Annotated in this window: 8 protein-coding genes; 4 read left to right on the forward strand and 4 right to left on the reverse strand. The window is 59.1% G+C overall.

From position 1 onward, the window contains the following. The first annotated feature begins 192 nt into the window (after positions 1 to 192). Together ACIP1X_RS04450 and ACIP1X_RS04455 are read left to right on the forward strand one after the other, a co-directional pair. Positions 193 to 4,035 (forward strand): dermonecrotic toxin domain-containing protein, encoded by a 3,843-nt coding sequence (locus ACIP1X_RS04450; protein ID WP_400749674.1) that lies wholly within the window; start codon positions 193 to 195, stop codon positions 4,033 to 4,035. Further along, positions 4,032 to 8,873: a dermonecrotic toxin domain-containing protein gene (locus tag ACIP1X_RS04455; RefSeq protein WP_400749677.1), complete on the forward strand. Its 4,842-nt coding sequence runs from the start codon at positions 4,032 to 4,034 to the stop codon at positions 8,871 to 8,873. The genes ACIP1X_RS04450 and ACIP1X_RS04455 overlap by 4 nt, the downstream gene beginning before the upstream one ends. A gap of 79 nt (positions 8,874 to 8,952) precedes the next feature. On the opposite strand, the gene ACIP1X_RS04460 is transcribed toward ACIP1X_RS04455, so the two are convergent. Together ACIP1X_RS04460 and ACIP1X_RS04465 are read right to left on the reverse strand one after the other, a co-directional pair. Then, positions 8,953 to 9,447 (reverse strand): DUF934 domain-containing protein, encoded by a 495-nt coding sequence (locus ACIP1X_RS04460; protein WP_400749680.1) that lies wholly within the window; start codon positions 9,445 to 9,447, stop codon positions 8,953 to 8,955. Next, positions 9,431 to 11,089, reverse strand: coding sequence for a nitrite/sulfite reductase (locus tag ACIP1X_RS04465; protein ID WP_158830036.1), 1,659 nt, complete (start codon positions 11,087 to 11,089; stop codon positions 9,431 to 9,433). Before ACIP1X_RS04465 ends, ACIP1X_RS04460 begins: the two co-directional genes overlap by 17 nt. A gap of 524 nt (positions 11,090 to 11,613) precedes the next feature. Between ACIP1X_RS04465 and ACIP1X_RS04470 the strand changes: the two genes are divergently transcribed. Continuing rightward, positions 11,614 to 12,687 (forward strand): ABC transporter substrate-binding protein, encoded by a 1,074-nt coding sequence (locus ACIP1X_RS04470; protein WP_400749683.1) that lies wholly within the window; start codon positions 11,614 to 11,616, stop codon positions 12,685 to 12,687. A gap of 6 nt (positions 12,688 to 12,693) precedes the next feature. Here ACIP1X_RS04470 and ACIP1X_RS04475 read toward each other — a convergent pair whose 3' ends face one another. Then, positions 12,694 to 12,912, reverse strand: coding sequence for a DUF2970 domain-containing protein (locus ACIP1X_RS04475; RefSeq protein ID WP_400749685.1), 219 nt, complete (start codon positions 12,910 to 12,912; stop codon positions 12,694 to 12,696). Positions 12,913 to 13,064: 152 nt separating this feature from the next. Between ACIP1X_RS04475 and ACIP1X_RS04480 the strand changes: the two genes are divergently transcribed. Next, positions 13,065 to 19,811: an NEL-type E3 ubiquitin ligase domain-containing protein gene (locus ACIP1X_RS04480; RefSeq protein ID WP_400749688.1), complete on the forward strand. Its 6,747-nt coding sequence runs from the start codon at positions 13,065 to 13,067 to the stop codon at positions 19,809 to 19,811. An 806-nt stretch (positions 19,812 to 20,617) separates the two neighbouring features. Here the strand turns inward: ACIP1X_RS04480 and ACIP1X_RS04485 are convergent. Beyond that, on the reverse strand, positions 20,618 to 22,834 hold a 2,217-nt coding region (locus ACIP1X_RS04485), incomplete at its 5' end, for a vitamin B12 dependent-methionine synthase activation domain-containing protein (RefSeq protein WP_400749691.1).

Below are 22,834 nucleotides of genomic sequence, written 5' to 3' on the forward strand. Positions count from 1 at the left end.
CAAAGATCGCAGCCTTCGGCAGCTCCTACAGATATCCCAATGTAGGAGCTGCCGCAGGCTGCGATCTTTTGATCTTGAATACCCACCACCTCTAGCGAATTTTCCTCGCCCATCGCGGAAACGTCCTGCATTTTCCTCGCCTCACATCCTTTAGGTTAGTCACTCCTATAGCGATGCAAAGGATTGCAGAGAATGACGGAGAACGCAGAAACCCGCCCCAACAGACACCAACAGTGGGCCCTCGAACTGGAAGCCGTGTTGCCACACAGCGCCACCCGGTTCACCCGTGACTTGATCGAGGATCGATGGGGCAAAGCCATTGCTCCGATGACGTCACAACTGGCGTATCTGCAGTACGATTTTCGTGGCTACCCCGCACTCGACGCCGTTCACAAGGGGCGTCTGATCAGAACAGAGAGCCTGCTGCATGCGGCCATGACCAACCAGCAAACGGTCGGGGCCGGACGTTTCGGCGAGACCGCTTTCGGCTTGTACACCCCTCCACTCGTAGGGCCGGTTATCGCCATTGTCGCTATCGATGAAACGGCGTTTCCCGGTGGCGGACATGCCGACTATGAGGGCATCTACCGCCAAACCAAGCCCCAGCGTTATGGCCCCGATACACAACTGACGTTGATGCCCCATGACTTCAAACGCTGGGTCTGGACCCTGGAGCTGAAAACCCGGTACCGCGCCTACATCGATCAAGTCTGGCCCTCCGATACCCACATCATCTCGACCAACGCATATCCACTGAAAACCGCCGTTAAATCTGCCTATGTCATGGCCGCTTACCTGCAGCATCAAGAACTCAGCCTCTCGGACGAGGGACTGAAACTGGCGCTGCGCGGGGCCGGACTGGATCCGCAGCAATCCTGGGAAGCGCTTACCCTTGAGCATTTACAAATGCCCTTCGTCGCATTGCAGGATGTCGAATTCAGTCGATTGCGAATCTATCGTTACGACTCGACCGATATCTGGTGTTTCGCCCAGCCAGGTCACGATCGGCGGCTGCTGTACATTCCCGGCAATTCTTCGCCATTCCATGAGTTCACCAACGTCCAGGCGCTGCGCCGTTGGCTGGTCGAGGCCGCTCGCAGCGCTGAAAAAGCCCAGGCACTCGCAGCACACTTCAGGGAAGACGACCGCACCGACGGTGTTTTGCACGCAGGGGTAATCACGGCCCTGCAAGGCATGGCGATGTACCCGCATCAACATCACCTGACCACCTCCGCGGGGTTCTTCAACAACGACGGTTATTGGGATCCCGCCGACTACAGCCATCTGGAGAAAGCCGCCGCCGGCACTGACCCGTTCGCGCAACTGGTGCTCTCGATGAAGCAGGCCGCGCTCACCAGTATCGAGACGATTCATGACGACGCCCAAGTCAATCGTGAGCAATTGAGTGCGGTGGTAGAACCCTTGGTGCAATGGCTCAATCGTTATGGACCGCTGGCGTTGTTGATACCGGGCGCAGAGGGTTTGTTGGCATTGGCAGGCCTGATCGACGCCGGCTACGGGCTGGCGGAAACGGCGAACGCCACGACCACGACCGAGCGATCACAAGGCGTCACCCGTACTGTATTGGGCCTGCTCAACGCGCTGCCGATACTCGCCGACGCGGCGTCCATGCCGTTAGAACCGCCCATCATAAAAGGCCGGCAACGCGAGCCGTTCATCGAATCTGCCAACGTGGCCACTGCGCCGCCGGCCATTGAATCTGTCGCTGAACACGTTGCCTTGATGCAAGGCCTCGGGCCAGGCATCGAACGCTTCAGCCGCGAAGTGTTGTTACAGATGCGCCACGTCAGCGGCGTCAGCGATGACACTTTGCGTTTGCTTCGCACGGATGGACGAGCACCGACGCCGATTCTGCAGGACACCATCAGCCGTTTTGCCCTCGATCAGGATCTGCAGCAGGCCCTGGACGCATTGCCTGAAGGCTCGGCAGCCGCCCGACAATTACAGCGCGACAGGGCCAACCTGTTTCGCCAGCGCCATGAGGCGTTGCAGCAGTCGGATAATCCGTGGATCAAACTGTTTCGTCAGCAATATCCGCTGCTCCCAAAAAGCGCCGTGGAGCAGATCCTCGAGCGTTCAGGCATCGATATCGAGGCGCCGCACACGCTGGCGGACAGCAAACGTGTTTTCGCCCGCTTGAGTGACAAGGCGCAACAGTACGAGCAGCACGTTCGGGTCTGCCGCGCGTACGAAGGCTTCTATCTGAAATCGGAACCCAGTGCAGACAACGATGTACTGGTCCTGCACACCCTTGAGCGCTTGCCCGGCTGGTCCGCACAGGCGCGCATCGAGGTGCTGGAGGAGGGGGCCGGGAGCCGGACTGTGGACAGCATCGGGGCATTGTCTGCAAACGTGAAGACTCAATTGCTGAGGACGCCCGGTGTCGCCTTTGATCAGGCGCTGCTCGATGTACTGGCACCTGAACAGCGTGCAGCGCTTGGCTTGCGTAGCGATCAGCCATTGGCTGACTTGCGAGCGAAACTTCGTGAACAGGCGCTGCGGCATTCCGAGTTGGCGATTGGCCTGCGCCGCATGGATTCAGGCGCAAGCTTCAATTTCAGTGGCTTACGCGGTGGAGGCTTTCCCGCTACCGCGCAGAACGCAGAGTTTTCCAGGCAAGTGATGCGACTGCAGGTCAAAGAAATCTACCCGGCCATTTCCGATGCTCAGGCGGACGAGTTTCTGCTTACGCTAGGTTCAGGCGCGCAAAACGAACTGGATCGCCTAAGGCTGCAAATGCAGCAGTTAGGCATTGATATCAGTGACTGGATCGAAGACATCCACACGGATATCCAGGACATGGATGTCGAACTCCTGACAGAAAGTGATGGCCTCGCGCGGGGCTTGAATGCTCTGCAGATCGAAGACGAAAACGACGCCCGCATCGAAATCCGAATGGAGCGGGAGCGGGAAACACGTTACGCACTGGCCGACGAGCTGATTGCCCTTTGGCAAGGGCGCAGCGGGCCTGGGAGCCGGGTGTTTGAACATGGCCGGTTTATTGGTTTTCATCTGGACATGGATTTCGACCCAATGCACAGCTTGCCGCAACTCAACGTCAAATTTCGCGATGTCATCTCGTTGTCGATGCCTCAATTTCAGCTGACCCAACGCGGCAGCCTCAATGGCTTTCTCGAGTGTTTCCCCAATCTGCGCTGGCTCGGCATGAAAGGCGTCGACCTGCGGCTGATCAACACGCTTGGCGAGACGGCAGGCAAGTTGCCGCCAGCCATTGGCCAAATGAAACAACTGGAAATTCTCAATCTGCGCGCCACCGGGCTGACGCTGACCGACGTGACGGCCGGGCAAATCGGCGGATTGAAGCGCCTGCGCATTCTCGATCTGTGTGACAACCCATTGGGCGTACCGCCCCTGCTGTTGGACATGCCGCAACTGCGCGAACTTAAACTGCGTGGGACCGGCCTGACCACCAGTCCCATCGGCATTCCCGACTCAGCCTGTTTGCAGCGTCTGGATCTGCGCAACAATCGCATGACCCGCATACCGATGGCCGTGCGACGACAGTCTGTGGCCGAGGGCAATCTGTTGCTGTCCGGCAATCCACTCAGCGACCCGGACAGTCTGCGTTGGGTGGTGGAGCATCGTCAGCGGACCGGGATCAACGTGTGGATGGCTGCGCCGACGCACACGTTGTTTCTGCCTGATTCATGGACGGCCGGACTGCCTCCCGAGCGGGCACTGCAACTCAGTGACAGTTGGGAGCGGATCGCCGCGAAACCGGGAAGTGAGCGGTTTTTCAGCAGCCTGGAAATGATGACTCGCACGGCGGACTTTGTAGTCGACTTTGCGCCGTTGCAAACCCGCGTCTGGCACATGATCGAGGAGATGGATTCATCTTCCCAACTGTGCCGATACCTGTTTCAAGAGGTGCAATGGTCGCCGCTGGACGGCAATGATCCATTCGCCAGTCTGGCCCGACTGGAGGAGCGAATTTCCACGTTCATTGCGACTTCGGCGAAACGGCCAAGGCTCGACGGGGAGGTTCAATCATGACCGCGCTTGCAAACCCGCCGGCAGCGTTGACATCTGCAGGACAGGGTGTTTTTTTCGAGTTTTTCAAGAAGGCAGAATTGCCGACGTGGTTCACCCAGAGCAGCCCCTCACAACGCAAGACGCTTTACCTCCGGTTGCTTGCCAGCTTCGCCTCCCGAGACGAAGCGCGAAAAGTGCTGGCAAGCCTGCAAGCTCCCAACCCTTTCGTCGCGGGTCACCTGACCAAGGCCCTGTCCGAAAAACTCAAAGAGCCGCTGGAGATCACTGGTGCGGTTTTCCAGCACATCAGGTCTACCTCAAGCCTGCTGGGGCTGAGGCGCACGCTTGTGTTGCCGCTCGGCAGAGACCTGATTGCAGCCGCCTGTGAAAATTTTACGTCTGACGAAACCGAGGCTGACAATTATCACGACGATTCGCTGATCTACTTGCCCGAACGCATCGCCGGGCGCGGCAATCGCGTGTTGCCGATCAAACCCCACGAGTTTGCGCTGCTATGTCGCGAACTGGATCTGGGCCAGCAATATCAGGCGCATCTGCAACAGATTTTCGAGTCAGACCCGCGAACGCAGAAGGCTTGCGTGGCTCATTCGCGACGCAGTTTTGAAGTCGATCTGCAACTGGCCTTGATGAAACAGCACATTTCGCTGGATACCCATCGGCGTTTGCAAGAGGCGTTGCAACACAGTCCTGACGGTTTGTCCCAGGTTGCGTTCAGTTTGCAGACCCTCAAGGTGCTGGACTGCACCGTTTACGGTGTGCTGGTTCTGCAACTGAAGGCCGATGACCAACGCTGCGTGCTCTATCTGCCGGGTGATCGCGAGCAAGCCCTGCAAGAGTTCGAGTCGTTTCAAAAAATGGAGGTGCGGCTCAGTATCCGATTGCGCAAGAAGGCCTTCCGTGAGTACTTCGCGCGTTTCGTCGCGCTGGCTGAGCAGGTCGGTTTTCAAACGCAGGTGAAGGCGCGCCTGCTCGAACCTTCGGGTGGCTCGCCCTTGCCCAAACAGGCGATTTATCTCCCGCTGACTGCCGTGGACATGCACGGTGACGGGTTCGTCGGGCTGTACCTGCATCGTCTGGCGCTGGTCAAAATCACTGCGCGACTGTTGGTGGTGCCGACCGGCGATGAAGACGAAAAGGAGCGGCTAGCCAGGCTCGAAACCTACGAAACGATCGGTATCGATCTGGCGCTGTTCGCCGCTTCGTTCGTTCCGGGGATTGGTGAAATTCTGATGGCAGTCACCGCATTCCAATTATTGCGAGGGGTATATCTCGGTATCGAGAGCTGGACGCGCGGAGATCAGGAACAGGCCACCGAATATTTCTTCGACACCACCGAGAACCTGATCCTGGCGGCGGCGCTGGCGGCTGGGCAGTTGGGTATCACCGCCAGCTATAAAACCATCAAAAGTTCCGGCGTCATTGCGCGTTTGCGTCAAATCACCCTTTCCGGTGGCGTCGTTCGGTTATGGAACCCGAACCTCGCACCTTATCGTCAGAACGTGGCACTACCTGATTGGCTGCAAAGTGATGAGAAAGGTCTGCGTTGGCTCGCCGGGCAAGCCTACTTGCGAATCGGCCCCCATGTGTACGCTGTGCGCCCGCAACATGACACTGAAATGTGGGAAATTCAGCCACTTTCCAAAGTGCATGACGAGTACGCACCGCTACTGGAGACCAATGGCTTCGGTGCCTGGCGCCATGATGCCGAGTTGCCGCAGGAGTGGGATCGCCTGACGCTGCTGCGCCGGCTGGGCTACACCGAAACACTGCTGGATGATGCGTTGATCATGGACGCCATGACCGCCAGTGGCGTGCAGGACAATGAACTGCGTCAGGCAATCCTTGACCGTCGCGGCCCGCCCGGTGCATTGATCGACAGTGTGCAACGGTTCGACGCTGACCGGCAGGTTCGAGACTTCATCGAGCAGTTGAAAGACCTGCGCACGGCCGTGCACGCAGACGCCGAATTGCAACTCTATCTGCTGACCAGCCTGCGTCGCTGGCCCGCGCACACCGGGTTGAACCTGACTGATTTTACCGGTCAGACGCTGCACAGCTTTTCGCCGGGCGCGACAGTGCATCGAGACATCAAGCTGAGCCAGGACTCTCTTGGCAAAGGCTTTCTCTACCGCGACGTGCTGGCGGCTTTGAATGATTCGGAACGCAGTCATCTGTTATCGACCGTCAGCGCAGAAGACGCGCCGGAACAGGCGTTGCGCCAGATCATGCTGGAACACGCCACCAGCAACAATTTCACCCTGTTCGAACGCCTTTATCAGCGCAATGCGCCCACCCTGAATCAGCAGTCTGCGTTGCTGGTGAACATGTTCGCCGACCTGCCGGGGGCGTTTGCCAATGAGTTGGTATGGTACGCCGAGGCGCATGAGCTGCTCGAACTGGAGGCGGGCAATGTGCCGCTGCGTCAGGCCGAAGAAGCGCGACGGTATCTGCAAGTGGTGCGCGAGAATCGCGCTTACGAAGGGTTATATCTTGATGGCGCAGGCACGACCGACACCAGCCGTCTGGTACTGGATGCACTCGAACATCTCCCTGGCTGGAAGGATGGTCTTTACGTGCAGATACTCGATGGCACGCTGTCCGACGACGTCATGGCAGCATTGGGCAGCGAAACCGCGCAAGAGCATCTGCAGGTGCTCGCCCACGGTTTTGCCTATGAGGTGATGGACAAGCAGTTCGAGCGTGTCGCGCTGCTGCCGGGGCGAACACGTGAGCATTATTTTCAGGCGCTCTGGCATGGTTTGTCGCAGCAACGTCGGGCAGCACTGGGCGTCGCGGCTGGCGATGGCGCTGCCACGTTGCAGCAGAAGATCATCACGATGGCACTGCAGCGGCGCGAATTCGCACACCTGACGTTGAGCAACTCGCCCATTCGCAGTGGTTACACCTCGCCGATGCGCCTGGCCGATCGCGTGCAACAGCCGTCCTCGAGCCAGGCACCGTTCACTGAAAAGGCCAGTGCGGACATTGCGGTCCTGCGACAGCGAGCGCAAGAGCTGTATCCGGCGCATTCCCATGAGCAGATCAGCCATTTTCTTCAGCGTCTGGAAGCCGATGAACTGCTGATGCTCAGAAAACTGGAGCACTTGCGCATCGAGTTTTTCAACCTTCGCGACGCGCTGCAGAAATGGGTCGTGCGCGACAGCTGGTATCAAGGCCTGAATGGGCCACGCGTCAAAGTGACGAAACTGGCCAGGTTTCGCACGGCGATCCAGATCATTCGTTGCTGGCGCCGAGAAACACCGCGGATGTCGGGTATCGGTGCAAACCTTTATGAGCTGTCCTTGCCGGCGCTGGTGATTGGCGATTTACCGCACCTGGAGGCGGATTTCAGTCATGTCGGCGCATTGATCATGGATCGCGTGGCCACTCAAACCGGTGTCAGCCGTTTTCTCGGCGGATTCGCTCAGCTGCGCGTGTTGTCCCTGGTCGATACCGGATTAACGCGACTGCCGGCGGCCATCAGTGAGATGAAAAGCCTTGAAACGCTGGACCTGAGCGAAAACCACATTCATCTGACGCAAGTGTCGGCGCAGCAATTGGCTGGCATGTACTCATTGAAACGTCTGGAGTTGGGTTTCAATCCTGAACTGGGGGGCAGCCCTGATGCCGCGCTGTTGTCGCAACTTGAACACCTCGGTCTGCGCGACACCGGCATCAGCGAATGGCCCAGCGGCACGGTGGGGTTGCCGAAGTTGAGAACCCTGGATCTGCGTGACAATCGGATCACGCATGTCCCGCAAAATGTACTGGTCAGCTCTGATCTGTTGAATTTTGGCACCGATCTACGTGGTAACCCGCTGTCGGCAGACTCACTATCGAGGCTCTCGACCTATCAGCAACTCAATGAAATCAGCATAGGGCTTCTGTCGGCCGGGCAAGCGGATCTGGTTGCGCGGGTTTTGGTCGATGTCTCCATGAGCTCCACTTGGTTGACCGGCGTTACCGGACCCTTACTGCTCAGTCGTCGGTACCTGTGGCGCTTGTTGTTCCTGCAACCTGATTCGCGGCGCTTCTTCGCGTTGCTCGTGCGGATGCGCTACACCGTCGACTACCGAGTGGCGTTCAGCACACTGCGTGAGAGGGTCTGGGGTGTCATCGAGGCCGCCTCGCAGGATGCAGCCTTGCGCCGGACGCTGTTCCGTATGGCTGAGGCCGATGCACGCAGCATTGATGATTGCTCATTGTTGTTCAGTGATATTGCCGTCACCGTGCTGTGTTTCCGGGCGTTGGGGGCTGCACAAACAGGCAGTGTGCTGCTGGAACGTCAATTCGTGCGCTTGTTGCGCAGCCTGTTCCGATTACGCGTGGTCGAAAATCTGGCGCACAAACACGTCATAGCCCTGAAGCAGACACAAGCGGTAACGGCTGAGGAAGCCAGGCAGATGAGCTTCGCGCTTCGTCTGGGACTGGCGCAACGACTGGATCTTCCCGGTCAGCCCACGGCCATCAACGAGCGCCTGGACGTCGAGATTTCCACGCAGACCCTGGACGAGGTCTATCGGCAAGTACTTGTCGCGGAGCAGGGCACAGCGTTGCTCGATTCGCTGAAGACCCAGCCGATCTGGGTGGAATATCTGGAGAGCGCCTACAGCGCACAGTTCGACGATATCGAGATAGGTTCCAAACTCGCGTTACTGGAACTCGATCGGTTGACGCATTTGAGTCGAGAGCAACTGTCGATTCGAATGAGCGCAATCGCGGAGAACCACAACAATTTGCGCAAAGCGTTGTTCACCCGTTTGACCCAAGCCGCGCTGGATCGCTTTGCTGCGCATCCGGCACTGGTAGAAGTGCCGGGTTTTGCGCTGACTGATTAACGATGGCCAAACGCCTGGCAAAAAAAATCTGAAACCGGATCAGGTCCGGTTTCAGATTTGGGTGTTACGACTGAAAGGATCAGCGACGACGGAACAGCGGTAGCGGCTCGTCAGTGGCAGCCTGATAGGTCACCGAGAAGTCCTTGAGACCTTCAAGGGCTTCGTACGGGTCTTTATCCGGGCGCACAGCGAAGGCGTCGAAACCGCAGCGGTGCATGTAAAACAGCTGATCGCGCAGCACATCGCCAATCGCCCGCAGTTCGCCTTTGAAACCATAACGGTCGCGCAGCAAACGGGCGTTGGAGTAGTTGCGGCCGTCAGTGAACGCCGGGAAGTTCAGGGCAATCACCTGAAACTCGGCAACGTCTTCACCGATTTCTTCGGCTTCTTCGTCAGCGTCCAGCCAGACACCCAGGCCGCCGTCGCGGGCCTTGAGCATGCAACTGTGTTCACGCCACAGTTGCAACGGCACGATCAAGTCGTCGCAGTTGCTGATCTCGTCGATGTTGAAATCTTTTGGCAGCAAGTGCCAGGTTTCGTCGACGACTTCGTTGTTCTTAATGATTCGCTGCATAGACGCGTTCCTTGAAGAGGTCGATGCCAATACGCTGATAAGTGTCAATGAAGCGCTCGTCTTCGGTACGTTGTTCAACGTACACGTCGATCAGCTTCGAGATCACATCAGGCATGACTTCCTGAGCGAAGGACGGGCCGAGGATCTTGCCCAGGCTCGCGTCACGGCTGGCGCTGCCGCCGAGGGAGACCTGATAGAACTCTTCGCCTTTCTTGTCCACGCCGAGGATGCCGATGTGGCCGACGTGGTGGTGACCACAGGCGTTCATGCAACCGGAGATGTTCAGATCCAGCTCACCGATGTCGAACAGATAATCCAGGTCGTCGAAACGGCGCTGGATCGATTCGGCGATCGGGATCGACTTGGCGTTGGCCAGCGAGCAGAAATCACCGCCAGGGCAGCAGATGATGTCGGTCAGCAAACCAATGTTCGGTGTGGCGAAACCGCCTTCGCGCAACTCGCCCCACAGGGTGAACAACTGGCTCTGCTCAACGTCGGCGAGAATGATGTTCTGTTCGTGGGAGGTGCGCAGTTGACCGAAGCTGTAGCGGTCGGCCAGATCGGCGACGGCGTCGAGCTGCTTGTCGGTGATGTCGCCCGGGGCAACGCCGGTCGGTTTCAGCGACAGGGTCACGGCGACATAACCCGGCTTCTTGTGCGCCAGGGTATTGCGGGTGCGCCAGCGGGCGAAACCCGGATGCTCTTTGTCGAGGTCGGCCAACTGAGCGGTCTGGTTGTCCAGGGCCTTGTAATCCGGATCGACGAAGTGCTTGGCCACACGCTGCAGCTCGGCTTCGGTCAATGTGGTCTGGCCACCGCGAAGGTGCTCCATTTCCGCATCGACTTTCTGCGCGAACACTTCAGGCGTGAGTGCCTTGACGAGGATCTTGATCCGCGCCTTGTATTTGTTGTCGCGACGGCCGTAGCGGTTGTACACACGCAGAATGGCGTCGAGGTAGCTCAACAGATCCTGCCATGGCAGGAACTCGTTGATGAACGCGCCAACCACCGGCGTACGACCGAGGCCACCGCCGACCAGCACACGGAAACCCAGTTCGCCAGCGGCGTTGTGGACCGGCTCAAGGCCAATGTCGTGGACTTCAATGGCGGCGCGGTCAGCGGTCGAACCGTTGACGGCGATTTTGAATTTGCGCGGCAGGTAGGCGAATTCCGGGTGGAACGTCGTCCACTGACGGACGATCTCGCACCATGGGCGCGGATCGATCACTTCGTCAGCGGCGACACCGGCGAACTGGTCGGTGGTGACGTTGCGCAGGCAGTTACCGCTGGTCTGGATCGCGTGCATCTGCACGGTGGCCAGTTCAGCCAGAATGTCCGGAATGTCTTCCACCGCCGGCCAGTTGAACTGCACGTTCTGCCGCGTACTGATGTGGGCGTAGCCCTTGTCGTAGTCGCGGGCAATCTTGGCCATCATGCGCATCTGACGCGAAGTCAGCTGGCCGTAAGGCACCGCCACACGCAACATCGGCGCAAAACGCTGGATGTAGAGGCCATTTTGCAGGCGCAGGGGGCGGAATTCTTCTTCGCTCAGCTCACCTGCCAGATAGCGTCGGGTCTGATCACGGAACTGCTTGACGCGGTCCTCGATGATCCGCTGATCGTACTCGTCGTATACGTACATATAAGTCCTGTTCTCAGGCTTGGGCCATTCGGAGTAGCACTGCGTTTTCGCTTGCTGGAGTCCGATTGTGCCTCTGCAATTCTGCGCGCACGGCCGCGCTCTCCCTAACGGAGCCGGGGCAATATACCTGTTTGGGGTTATGCGCAAAAGTGATGTTTGAGTATATGTAAAGAACCAAAACGCCTAACGAGAATCACTGTCAACTAATCCACATTTGTAGTGCGGACAATCATCGTCTTAACTGTGGTCGAGTCTTTCTGCAATCACCGATAAAACCGACAAGAGGCGATGCAATGAGCAATCCGACCAAGGCAAGAAAAAGCGACAGTAGCGTCGATGCGTGGGCCATTTTGTTCCTGATCATTCTCGTAGTAGGGACGGCGGTATTCTGGGTCAGCCATCAGTAAACGACTCATCCGGGCCCCGCTTGCGACGATTGTCGGACAAAAACGGGATCAGGCATCAATAGCCGATGATTCGAGGGCTATAATGCGCGGCCATTTTTTCTTGGGCCCGGATGACTCATGTTGAAGTTTTTGCACCTCGGCTTGCTGCTGTTCAGCGCGGCTTTCATCAACGCTGCGCGAGCGGAGTCAGTGCTGTTCCTCAATCCGGGCTCGACGCAGGAAGCCTTCTGGGTCAGCTATTCGCAATTCATGCAGGCCGCCGCCCGCGACCTTGGCATCGACCTCTACATCCTCTATTCGCAACGCCAGCCGGAACTGACCCTGGCGCAGGCGCGCATTGCCCTGCAAGGGCCGAATCGGCCTGACTACCTGATCTTCGTCAACGAACAGTACGTAGCGCCGCAAATCCTGCGCCTGGCCCACAACAGTGGCGTGAAACTGTTCATGGTCAATAACGCGCTGACGGCGGATCAAGAGGCGTTGGTCGGCGAACGCGGTGATCAGGTCGGCAGTCTGGTGCCGAATGATGAGGAGGGCGGCTACTTGATGATGAAGGAGCTGATCCGTGTGCATCCGCCGGTGGCAGCGGGTGAGCAGATTGAAATGCTGGCGTTCTCCGGACTGAAAATCACCCCGTCGGCGCAACTGCGCGAGCACGGCATGCAGCGTGCGCTGGCCGAGCATCCGCAGGTGCGCTTGCGCCAACTGGTCTATAGCGGCTGGACCCAGGACCGCGCCTACGAGCAGGCGAAACAGCTCTTCGGCCGTTATCCCAAGGTTTCTCTGGTGTGGTCGGCCAACGATGAAATGGCCTTCGGGGCGATGCGCGCCTATGCCGAAACCGGCAAGGTGGCGGGTAAAGACGCCTTGTTCAGCGCGGTCAACACTTCACCGGCAGCGTTGCAGGCTTTGGTCGACGGACGATTGAGCGCGTTGGTTGGCGGACATTTCACCTTGGGCGGCTGGGCGCTGGTCGAACTGAATGACTACGAGCACGGCATCGACCTGAATCGCTACGGCGGCAGCGACCGGCAAATCCCCTTGCTGCAATTGATCGACAAGGCCCAGGCCACGCAAATGCTGGCCATGGGCGATTCGCCGGACTACGGGGTGAATTTCCGCAAGCTGTCTGCCAAAGGTCGACCGGACTCCTATCGCTACCCGTTCAACCTGCAAACCCTGATGCGCTGAACCCGGTCAGACACCGGCGAAATGCAGCACCAGTTTGACGATGGCAAACAGCGTCAACGCAAACACCACGGTGAACAGAATCCCCAGCAGCACGAAATGGCTGGGCTTGCCATGGGTGAAGTCCCTTGCGCGATTCTTGCCGCTCTGCACTCCGAACGCCGCCGCCATGACGCTGTGCAGCATCTGCCAGAAGCTCGGTGGTTTGTTGTCGACTGGATCGTCCATAAATCCCTCGCCATCACAGGGTGAAATCCAAGCATAGACAAATAAACCCCGGCGGGGCGCGTACAAAAGTGCCGAGGTATATATATGTACCGCCATGGCCGGCGACGGCGGTGATTGACTGACGCTTCATCCACAAGCCGTCAGGATTTCATATGCGAGAACTCACCACTGGTCGCAGGGAGGGCCTGCACAAGCCTTTCGTCACGCAAAAACTGCAGCGGCGCCTGCGGCATTTCAGCCGCGCAGACATTGAGCAGCTGCACCGCGCCAGAACGCCCGGAGGTCTGCCCGAAGGCGCCATGCCTGACTGGTTCGAGGCGCTGACCGAGGTGCAACGGCAAATCATCCGCGACAGTCAGCAACGCAGCCGCGCCTCTAGCCAGACGCTGGCAAAGACGCTTGAAGGGCTCAAGGGTGTGACCGAATTTGCGCAACCCTTGCTTGAGGCGGCGCTGCTTGAAAAATTCGCCATCAAGGTCGACACGGCCAACACCTGGCTTTACACCGAGCTGTACCACGACAGGTTGGTGACCGATCAGAACCTGCTGCAATTGGCGTTGCGCAATTTTCTCGACGATCAGTCATTCGCCGAAACGGATGTGATCGCCGAGCAGGGTGATCCGGCGCCGATGGGCGCCGACAGTGAAGGCTTGTACGGTTGGTATTACCCCGACGTCGGCCCGTCCAAGTGTTACCGGATCAACACGCTGGCGATCAAACCCGCTGAATTTGCACTGTTATGCCGTGAGCTGGATATCGGCCAGCAGTATCAACGGCATCTGGCAGCGATTTTCGATGCCGACGAGCGCGCCGAGCAGGTCAAGACCCAAACCATCGAGGCTTGGAAGGACAGCTTGCGGGCCCACGCGCATGTCGCTCGCCTAAAAACACTGATCAGCCCGAGCGCTTATCTGGCGGTGCTCGGCACGCTTAACGAGGAGCCGGCAACCACACTGGATGGCCAGCCCGTGGTGTTCAGTCAGTTGCACGTGCTCGGCGTGCCTGTCAGCGAGATGTTTGTACTGGGTGCGAGCCGGCGCAAACAGAAAAAGATTGACCTGAGCTGGAGCCATCCCGGCACCAACCTGTTGGATGTGCTTGAGTACAGCGACTCACGGATTATCGTCTGCATGCCCGGTGATCCGCTGGCGCCGATCAAGGAGTACGCCTCGCTCAAGGCGTTTGAGCAAGACCTCGCTTTGCGTCTGCGTGAGGACACGTATCAGCGCTGGTTTCTGCGGCTAATCCCCCATGGCGACGCCGGCAGGTTTCTCGGCAACGTCCGCTCGGCGTTACAGACCCTCGAATGGAACCCCGACGCGCCGCATCGCGAACAAACCCTGTTGGGGCACAGCAACGGCATTTATCAGCGGATCTATCGCGCCAACCCTGCGCTGGATCTCGCGGAAAGCTTTCTCGATGGCGATTTGTTCAGTGAGTTGTACGCGCGGCACGAGACCCGTCTGAAGGCATCGGCCGCGCAGTTGGCGGTGCCGACTGCCACGGTCGATCATGACGCCTGGTACGCACGGCTCGCGCACTACGCCGAGTGGGGCCTGAACCTGTTGAACGTGGCGGCGTTTTTCATTCCGGGGCTGGGCGAAGTGATGATGGCCGTGATGGCCGTGCAACTGACCCTGGATGTTTATCACGGGGTAGACGCCTGGAGCGTTGGTGACACGGATCTGGCGTGGGGTTATCTCGAGTCGGTCGCGACGAACCTGGCATTCATGGCGGCAGTCGGTGCCGTTGTAAGTAAAGCGCCGAAAATCAGCGCCGCGCCGTTTGTCGACGGCATGGTCAAGGTCCGGCTGCCGTTTGGTGACGAACAGTTGTGGCGGCCGGGTTTGGCGCCGTACAAGAGCGCTGTGGTGTTGCCTGCCGCGCTTGAACCCAACCACCTTGGGCAATACGCGCTAGGCGACCGCACCTTTATCCATCTGGACGGCGAGGTCTATGAACAGACTTTCGATGCGAGCCTCGGCCGCTGGCGACTCAAGCACCCAAGCAACCCGCACGCCTATCAACCCGTGTTGCACTCCAACGGGCAGGGGGCATGGCGACACGTTTTCGAGCGACCGCTGGAATGGGATCGTGCGACGTTGCTGCGCCGACTCGGCCATGTCACTGATGGGCTGGACGCGCCGGCGCTGGAGAACATCGCCCGGATCAGTGGGGTCGACGACAACACGCTGCGAAAAATGCACAGGGATCACCAGCCAATGCCTGCAGCCTTGTCCGATGCCTTGCGCCAGTTTCAGATCGACCGTCAACTCAATGAGTTGATCGCCCAGGCTCCTGCCGGCGATGCTGTGACGGCGTTGCAGCGACAACAAATCACTGCGCGGTTCGCAACCACAACGGCGTCGACGCCTGATATCAAACAACTGCAGAAAAGCTTCCCGAGCCTGTCGAATGATGCCGCGCAAGAAGTGTTGAACGGCGCCACCGTGCAGGAACGACGCGCGCTTGCGCGGAGCGGACGGCTACCGATGAGCCTCCTGCTGAAGACGCGCACCTTCGCCAGAATCAGTCGTCTGAATCAGGCCTTGGCGGGCATGCAGCTGCAGAGTCTGGCGTCTTTCGACAGCCAGCGCCTCGCACTGCACGCGTTACATAAACAGCCCGGCTGGCCGCAACAATTGCGCATGGAAATCCGCCAACACGATTACACCGGCAAGGTGTTGGCGAGTATCGGCAACGCGTCGGCTGACGACGTCAAATACCTGGTCACCGATGGCCCTCAGCATCACCAGCGTCATCAGTTCCAGGCTTTCGACCGTGAGGGCAATGCGTTGAACAGTGTCCCTCGCGAGGGCGAGAACTTTTATCAATCGCTCATGCACGCGTTGCCGGACGAGGCGCGAGTGCAACTCGGCCTGCCAAATGTCGGGCAAAGCGCGGCTTTGCAGAAGACCCTGAGCACTTACGCGTTGGCGCACCGTGAGCAAATGCTCGAAGCGTTGCTGCCCGGTCGCGGCGCGGCACGCTTCAAGGCGCCGACACGTCTGGCGGATGGCCGCGTGGGTTATCCGTTGAGCGGGCGAGGTGCGGGCGTGCAAGCCAATCCCTCGTTGATTGCGAGACTGCGCGACGTCTACCCGGTCTTTTCCGATGACTTGGCGCAGAGGATGATCGAGCACCTGATGCGTGAAGGCTGCACCGACACGCAGATCTTCAATCTGCTCAACCTGCGCGCCGCTGAGTATCAGACGCTGACGACCGAGCTGGAGCAATGGCTGGGCAACGCTGGCGGCAGAGCGAGCCGAGCCCGCGCGACGCAGTTGATCAAGGACGCTTGGCGTTTGAGAGGGGTTGTCGATGCCCCGCCGAGTCTGCATCTGGACTGGAGCAGCATCGGCGCATGGCCCGAGCTGACCGCGCGCTTTCCCCACGTGAGCAGCCTGCGCTTGAGTGTTGAAGGTTTGCTCAGTCAGAGCAGCGAAGCGTTTGCGCGGCAGTTTCCCAATGTGCGGTCGATCGAGCTTTACGTCTGGGACACCCTCGACCGGCCGCAACTGGTCGAGAAGCTCAAAGAGTTGTCGGGTATTCGTGAGTTGCTGCTGGGCGGCAACCTCAGTCAGGAATTCACGGAGACGGCGCAGGCATTGGTCAATGTCATGCCGCAACTGGAGTCCCTGACGCTGCGCGGGATCACCACGGAGCTGGATGTCAGCGGCTTGCCGAACCTGCGTGCGTTGAGTGTCGCGGGCAGCCTGGAGGTCTGGCCGAAAGGTGCTCTTGAATTGCCCGCACTGGAACAATTGAACCTCAGCCACGCCAGCCTGAAAACGCTGCCCGCCGAGCTGTTTTCGCGGCACGAGCATCTGTGGCGCGGTCTGCAACTGAACTGGGCGAGGCTCGACGCTGAGCAATTCACCAAGGCTTACGACTACGTGCACGACCATCCGGCGCACTTGCTCGACACCGAACACATGCTTGACCGCTACAGTCAGGACACGCTGCAAGTCGCGATGGACTCCGGCAGTGAGCTGTCGACAACGGCGCTGCGCCAGCTCAAGGCTGAGGGGATTGTCGGCCGGGCATTGCTCGATCACATCAACACCGTGCGCGCGGATCGGCAGTGGCTGTCGCAACAACTGCAGGGTTGGCAGGAGCGTTCGGTGACGGCCAATGGTCGCCCGGTCGACTTGCGCGGTCGACAGAGCGCGGCCCGGCTGATCCGTGAGTGTTGGCGCGAAGGCCTGCGTCAGCGTTACGCCACATCGGTCGACGGGCCGGGCATTGCGCAACCACAACCCGGTCCGTCAACCTCACGGCCAGTGCCGGTGACTGGGCCGGTTAACGCTGCGACGCTGGATATCTCCGGCACGCCGCTCGGTGATCTGCCTGATCTGTCAGGGCTGACCCGTCGTGGTTTCTCCCATGTTCATGCATTGAACATGGCCGAAGTCATCGCACCGGTGGACGACATCAGGCCGTTTCTCCTGCACTTCAGCGAGCTCCGTGCGCTGGACCTGAGTCGCAATCAACTGTTCGAGGTGCCGTCATCACTCGCCGGGCTGAAAAACCTGCAAGACCTCAGCCTGCACCACAATTACCTGACGATCACGCCGGGTATCCAGAGGCAGTTGAACGGTTTATCAGCGCTGGAGCTTCTCGATTTGCGGCGCAATCGCATCGAAACGCTGGATGTCAGCGCCTTGCGCAATCTGAAGCGTCTGCGACTGGGTTACACCGCGATCAGCGCCTGGCCCGGCGGTGTGCTGGACCTGCCAGCGCTGGCTCAGTTGGAGCTGAACAACAGCGCAATCGCCACGGTGCCCAAAGCTGTGCTCACGGGGCACGAACAGCTCTGGGTCGATATGAGTGGCTGCCGTTTGACCACCGAAGCCCGTCACGATTTGCTCACGACCAGCCGTGCGTTTGCGCCGATGGGCATTTCCCGGGCCGATTTGCGCGAAGGCTTTGTCATCGGCGGTCCGGCGTATTTTCCGCCTCTGGTCAGCCAGCATCCGGAACTGTTGTTGCCGCTGCGCGTGGAGTCTGCCGAGCAACTGGCGCGGATGACCCCGAAAGCACGCCTGCAACGGCTCGACCCGGATTTGCGCGATGGCGAAGCGCTGCAAGCGGTCGATGACCTGACGTTGAGCAAGGGCGGGGCGGGGACACTGTTTGCGCAAATGGACCATTGGGATGCGCAATATCAGCGGCTGACGGAAAACCTCAATCGATGGATTACTCAGCCTCCATTTCAGTTGCGCGAGCTAAGTGTGCCGCTGTGGGTCAGTGCCCTGGAACGTCGCAGGGCCGCGGAGCAGATTTTAAGCTGTTGGCGACAGAACCTTCGTGGCGCGACGGTCGCCGAGGGCGCCGCTACGGACTACGTGCTGGATCTGTCGGAAAACCCATTGGGCAGCTTGCCGTTGTTGAGTGGCGATTTTTCCCACGTTGGTGTGCTGAAGCTCAACAAGGTGTTTATCAGCGAAACCGGCCTGGATGGTTTTTTACAGCCGTTCGAAGCGATTCATACGCTGGAACTCAGCAGCAACTTGCTGACCGGTCTGCCTGAACCGATCACCGCCCTGAGTCGGCTCAGGCGTTTGTCAGTGTCTGCCAACCAACTGAACACAACGCCGCGATTGCAGCAGCAGCTTGCGGCGTTGAATCAGCTGCAAACACTGGATCTGTCGAATAACTGGCTGGAATCGCTGGATGTCAGTTCGCTGGCGCATTTGCAGAGCCTTGATCTGCAGGGCAATCGTCTGGTCAGTTGGCCGGAAGGTGTATTGCAGTTGCCAGCCCTCAACACATTGAATTTACGCGGCAACATGCTGGAGTCGATTCCTCAGGCCTTGATGACCGAGCCCCATCGACTTTTGCGCGAAGGCACGAATGTAGCCGGCAATGACAGCCTCGATGCAGCGAGTCTGTTGATGCTGCGCAACGACGTGGAAGCCGGCGACACGATCATGGGATGGGGCGCAGAAGAGCTCGACGAGGTGCTCGACAGCATTGACAGCAGCAGTGCTTCGCCCAGTAACGAGTCGGCGCTCAGTAACGAAACCGTCGATCTGGAGCAGGTCACCGGCCCTGAAGCGCGCCAACGCTGGATCGATCTGGCCGTAGAGGGCGCCGATGAACTGACGCGGATCTGGACTGATTTTGAAGCACTGCCCGACAGCGCGGCGTTTTTCAATTTGCTCGACCGTCTGCAAGGAACCAAAGACTTCACCTTGGGGCGCACTGATCTGACCCGGCGCGTTCATCGGGTGCTGAAGGCGGCCGACAGCGACCCTGAGCTCAGGGACACGCTGTTCGCGATGGCGCAATCGGCGCCGACCTGCGGCGACGGTCGCATCCTGTTGTTCAGCGACATCGAAGTGAAGGTCTTCGAGTTCGATACGCTCAAATCGACGCCGGCCAACCAACAGGACAGCGTGTTGTTCAAACTCGGCAGGAAGCTGTTTCGTCTCGGCCGCATAGAAAAAATCGCCAACCGCGACGTGTTGCAACGACAGGCGCAAGGGGGCAGGCCCGACCCGGCGGAAGTGCGTCTGGCGTATCGCATCGGCCTGGGCTACAGGCTTGATTTGCCGGCGCAACCGCACGACATGCTGTACAGCGGCAACGTCAGCGCCACAATACTGGACGCCGCGTATGCCGAAGTGATCGCGGCGGAACAATCGGCAGACTTCATGGAAGATCTGGTCACGCGCAAGTACTGGGTCGATCAGTTGAAACGCAAATACGCAGCACGATTCGCTGCTTTAAAAGACAAGCAGGCGCAGATTCAGGGCGAGTTGGAGGATCGTCATGCGCAGATAACCGAGGCGTATCTGGCCGAAGTCGGGGCGCTCGAGGTGGAGTTCAAAACCCAGGAAACGGGGTTATTGCTGGAGCTGACGGACACTGAACGTCAGCAGTCCAGCGTGTAAGGGATGGGCTGGAAACCTCGGTAGCCAAGCGGTCTACCGAGGTGTTTTCTCAAGTTGTCGTAGACGAGATTCGGCGCCAACCAACGCTCGGTCACGCTCAGTTCCTGACTGGATCGTCCATAAATCCCTCGTCTACCGTGTGTTTCAGACAAGCATAACCAACCCTCTCGAGAACATCGCAAAAGCAAATGTGGGAGCGGGCTTGCTCGCGAAGGCGTCATGTCAGTCAACATCAATGTTGAATGATCGACCGCTTTCGCGAGCAGGCTCGCTCCCACAGGGGATGTTGCGTCAGGGCTGGGTCAGTTGTCGTAACCGAGATTCGGCGCCAACCAACGCTCGGTCACGCTCAGTTCCTGGCTGGATTGTCCATAAATCCCTCGTCTGCCGTGTGTGTCAGACAAGCATAACCAACCCTCTCGAGAACATCGCAAAAGCAAATGTGGGAGCGGCCTTGCTCGCGAAGGCGTCATGTCAGTCAACCTCAATGTTGAATGATCGACCGCTTTCGCGAGCAAGCCCGCTCCCACAGGGCATGTTGCGTCAGGGCTGGGTTATTTGTCGTAGACGAGATTCGGCGCCAGCCAGCGCTCGGTCACGCTCAGTTCCCGACTGGATTGTCCATAAATCCCTCGTCTGCCGTGTGTGTCAGACAAGCAGAGACAGCCCTTTCAAGAACATCGCAAAAGCAAATGTGGGAGCGAGCCTGCTCGCGAAGGCGTCATGTCAGTCAACATCAATGTTGGCTGATAGACCGCTTTCGCGAGCAAGCCCGCTCCCACAGGGGATGTTGCGTCAGGGCTGGATCAGTTGTCGTAGCCGAGGTTCGGCGCCAGCCAGCGTTCGGTCACGCTCAGTTCCTGACCTTTGCGCGAGGTGTAGCTGGCGATCTGATCCTTATCGACCTTGCCCACCGCGAAGTACTGCGCCTGCGGATGGGCGAAGTACCAGCCACTGACTGCTGCCGCCGGGAACATTGCGTAGTGTTCGGTGAGGAACACACCGCTGCGGCCGGCACGCATTTCTTCGGCCTCTGGATCGAGCAGGGCGAACAGCGCGGCTTTTTCGGTGTGATCCGGGCAGGCCGGGTAGCCCGGGGCAGGGCGGATGCCACTGTATTGCTCTTTGATCAGCGCTTCGTTGTCGAGGGTTTCGTCTTTGGCGTAACCCCAGTGCTCTTTACGCACTTGCTGGTGCAGCCATTCGGCGCAGGCTTCGGCCAAACGGTCGGCCAGCGCTTTGACCATGATCGAGTTGTAGTCGTCGCCAGCGTCCTGATAGGCCTTGGCGACTTCTTCGGCGCCGATGCCGGCGGTGGTGATGAAACCACCGACGTAGTCGGTCACCTCGCTGTCTTTCGGTGCGACGAAGTCGGCCAGCGAGAAGTTTGGCTTGCCGTCGGTCTTGATGATCTGCTGGCGCAAGTGATGCAGTTTGGCCAATGGCTTGCCGTCATCGCCGTACAGTTCGATGTCGTCGTCATGCACCTGATTGGCCGGCCAGAAACCGAACACCGCACGGGCGCTGATCAACTTCTCGTCGATCAGCTTGGCGAGCATTTCCTGCGCGTCTTTGTACAGCGACGTCGCGGCTTCACCGACCACTTCGTCTTCGAGGATGCGCGGGAATTTGCCAGCCAGATCCCAGGAGATAAAGAACGGCGTCCAGTCGATGTATTCGGCGAGGACTTTCAGGTCGATGTTGTCCAGAACCTTGCTGCCAGTGAAGGTTGGTTTAACGGGCTGATAAGTCGCCCAGTCAAACTGCGGCTTCTTGGCGACGGCCGCTGCGTAGCTCAAACGCTCGGTGCGGGCGCTGCGGTTGGCCGTACGCTCACGCACATCGACGTATTCCAGACGGGTCTTCTCGACGAAACCGGCCTTCAATTCTTTCGACAGCAACTGCGTCGCCACGCCGACCGCGCGGGAAGCGTCGGTCACGTAGACCACGGCATCGTTGCTGTACTTCGGCTCGATCTTCACTGCCGTGTGCGCTTTGGAGGTGGTCGCGCCACCAATCATCAGCGGCAGGTGGAAATCCTGACGCTGCATCTCGCGAGCAACATGGACCATCTCGTCAAGGGAAGGCGTGATCAGACCGGACAGGCCGATGATGTCGCACTTCTGCTCTTTGGCCACTTGCAGAATCTTCTCTGCTGGCACCATCACACCGAGGTCGACGATGTCGTAGCCGTTGCAACCGAGCACCACACCAACAATGTTCTTGCCGATGTCGTGCACGTCGCCTTTCACGGTTGCCATCAGAATCTTGCCCTTGGCTTCCGGTTTGTCGCCTTTTTCCAGTTCGATGAACGGGATCAGGTGGGCCACAGCCTGCTTCATCACACGGGCGGATTTCACCACTTGCGGCAGGAACATTTTGCCGGCGCCGAACAGGTCGCCGACGATGTTCATGCCGGACATCAGCGGGCCTTCGATCACTTCGATCGGGCGGGCGAACGACTGGCGAGACTCTTCGGTGTCTTCAACGATGTGCGTGGTGATGCCTTTGACCAGCGCATGCTCCAAACGCTTGTTGACCTCCCAGCTGCGCCACTCTTCGGTCTCGGCTTCCTTGACGCTGCCGTCGCCCTTGTACTTGTCGGCGATGGCGAGGAGGGCGTCGGTGCCGTTTGGCGTGCGGTTGAGCACCACGTCTTCAACGGCGTCGCGCAGTTCTTGCGGGATCTGGTCGTAGATCTCCAGTTGACCGGCGTTGACGATGCCCATGGTCAGGCCCGCGCGGATTGCGTACAGCAGGAACACCGAGTGAATCGCCTCGCGCACCGGGTTGTTGCCACGGAACGAGAACGACACGTTGGACACGCCGCCCGAGGTCAGCGCATACGGCAGTTCATCGCGGATGTAGGCACAGGCGTTGATGAAGTCGACAGCGTAGTTGTTGTGCTCTTCGATGCCGGTGGCGACGGCGAAGATGTTCGGGTCGAAGATGATGTCTTCCGGCGGGAAGCCGACTTCGTTGACCAGAATGTCGTAGGAGCGTTTGCAGATTTCTTTCTTGGG

This window comes from Pseudomonas sp. NPDC088885 (genome assembly GCF_044750025.1).
Taxonomy (GTDB): Bacteria; Pseudomonadota; Gammaproteobacteria; order Pseudomonadales; family Pseudomonadaceae; genus Aquipseudomonas; species Aquipseudomonas rustica.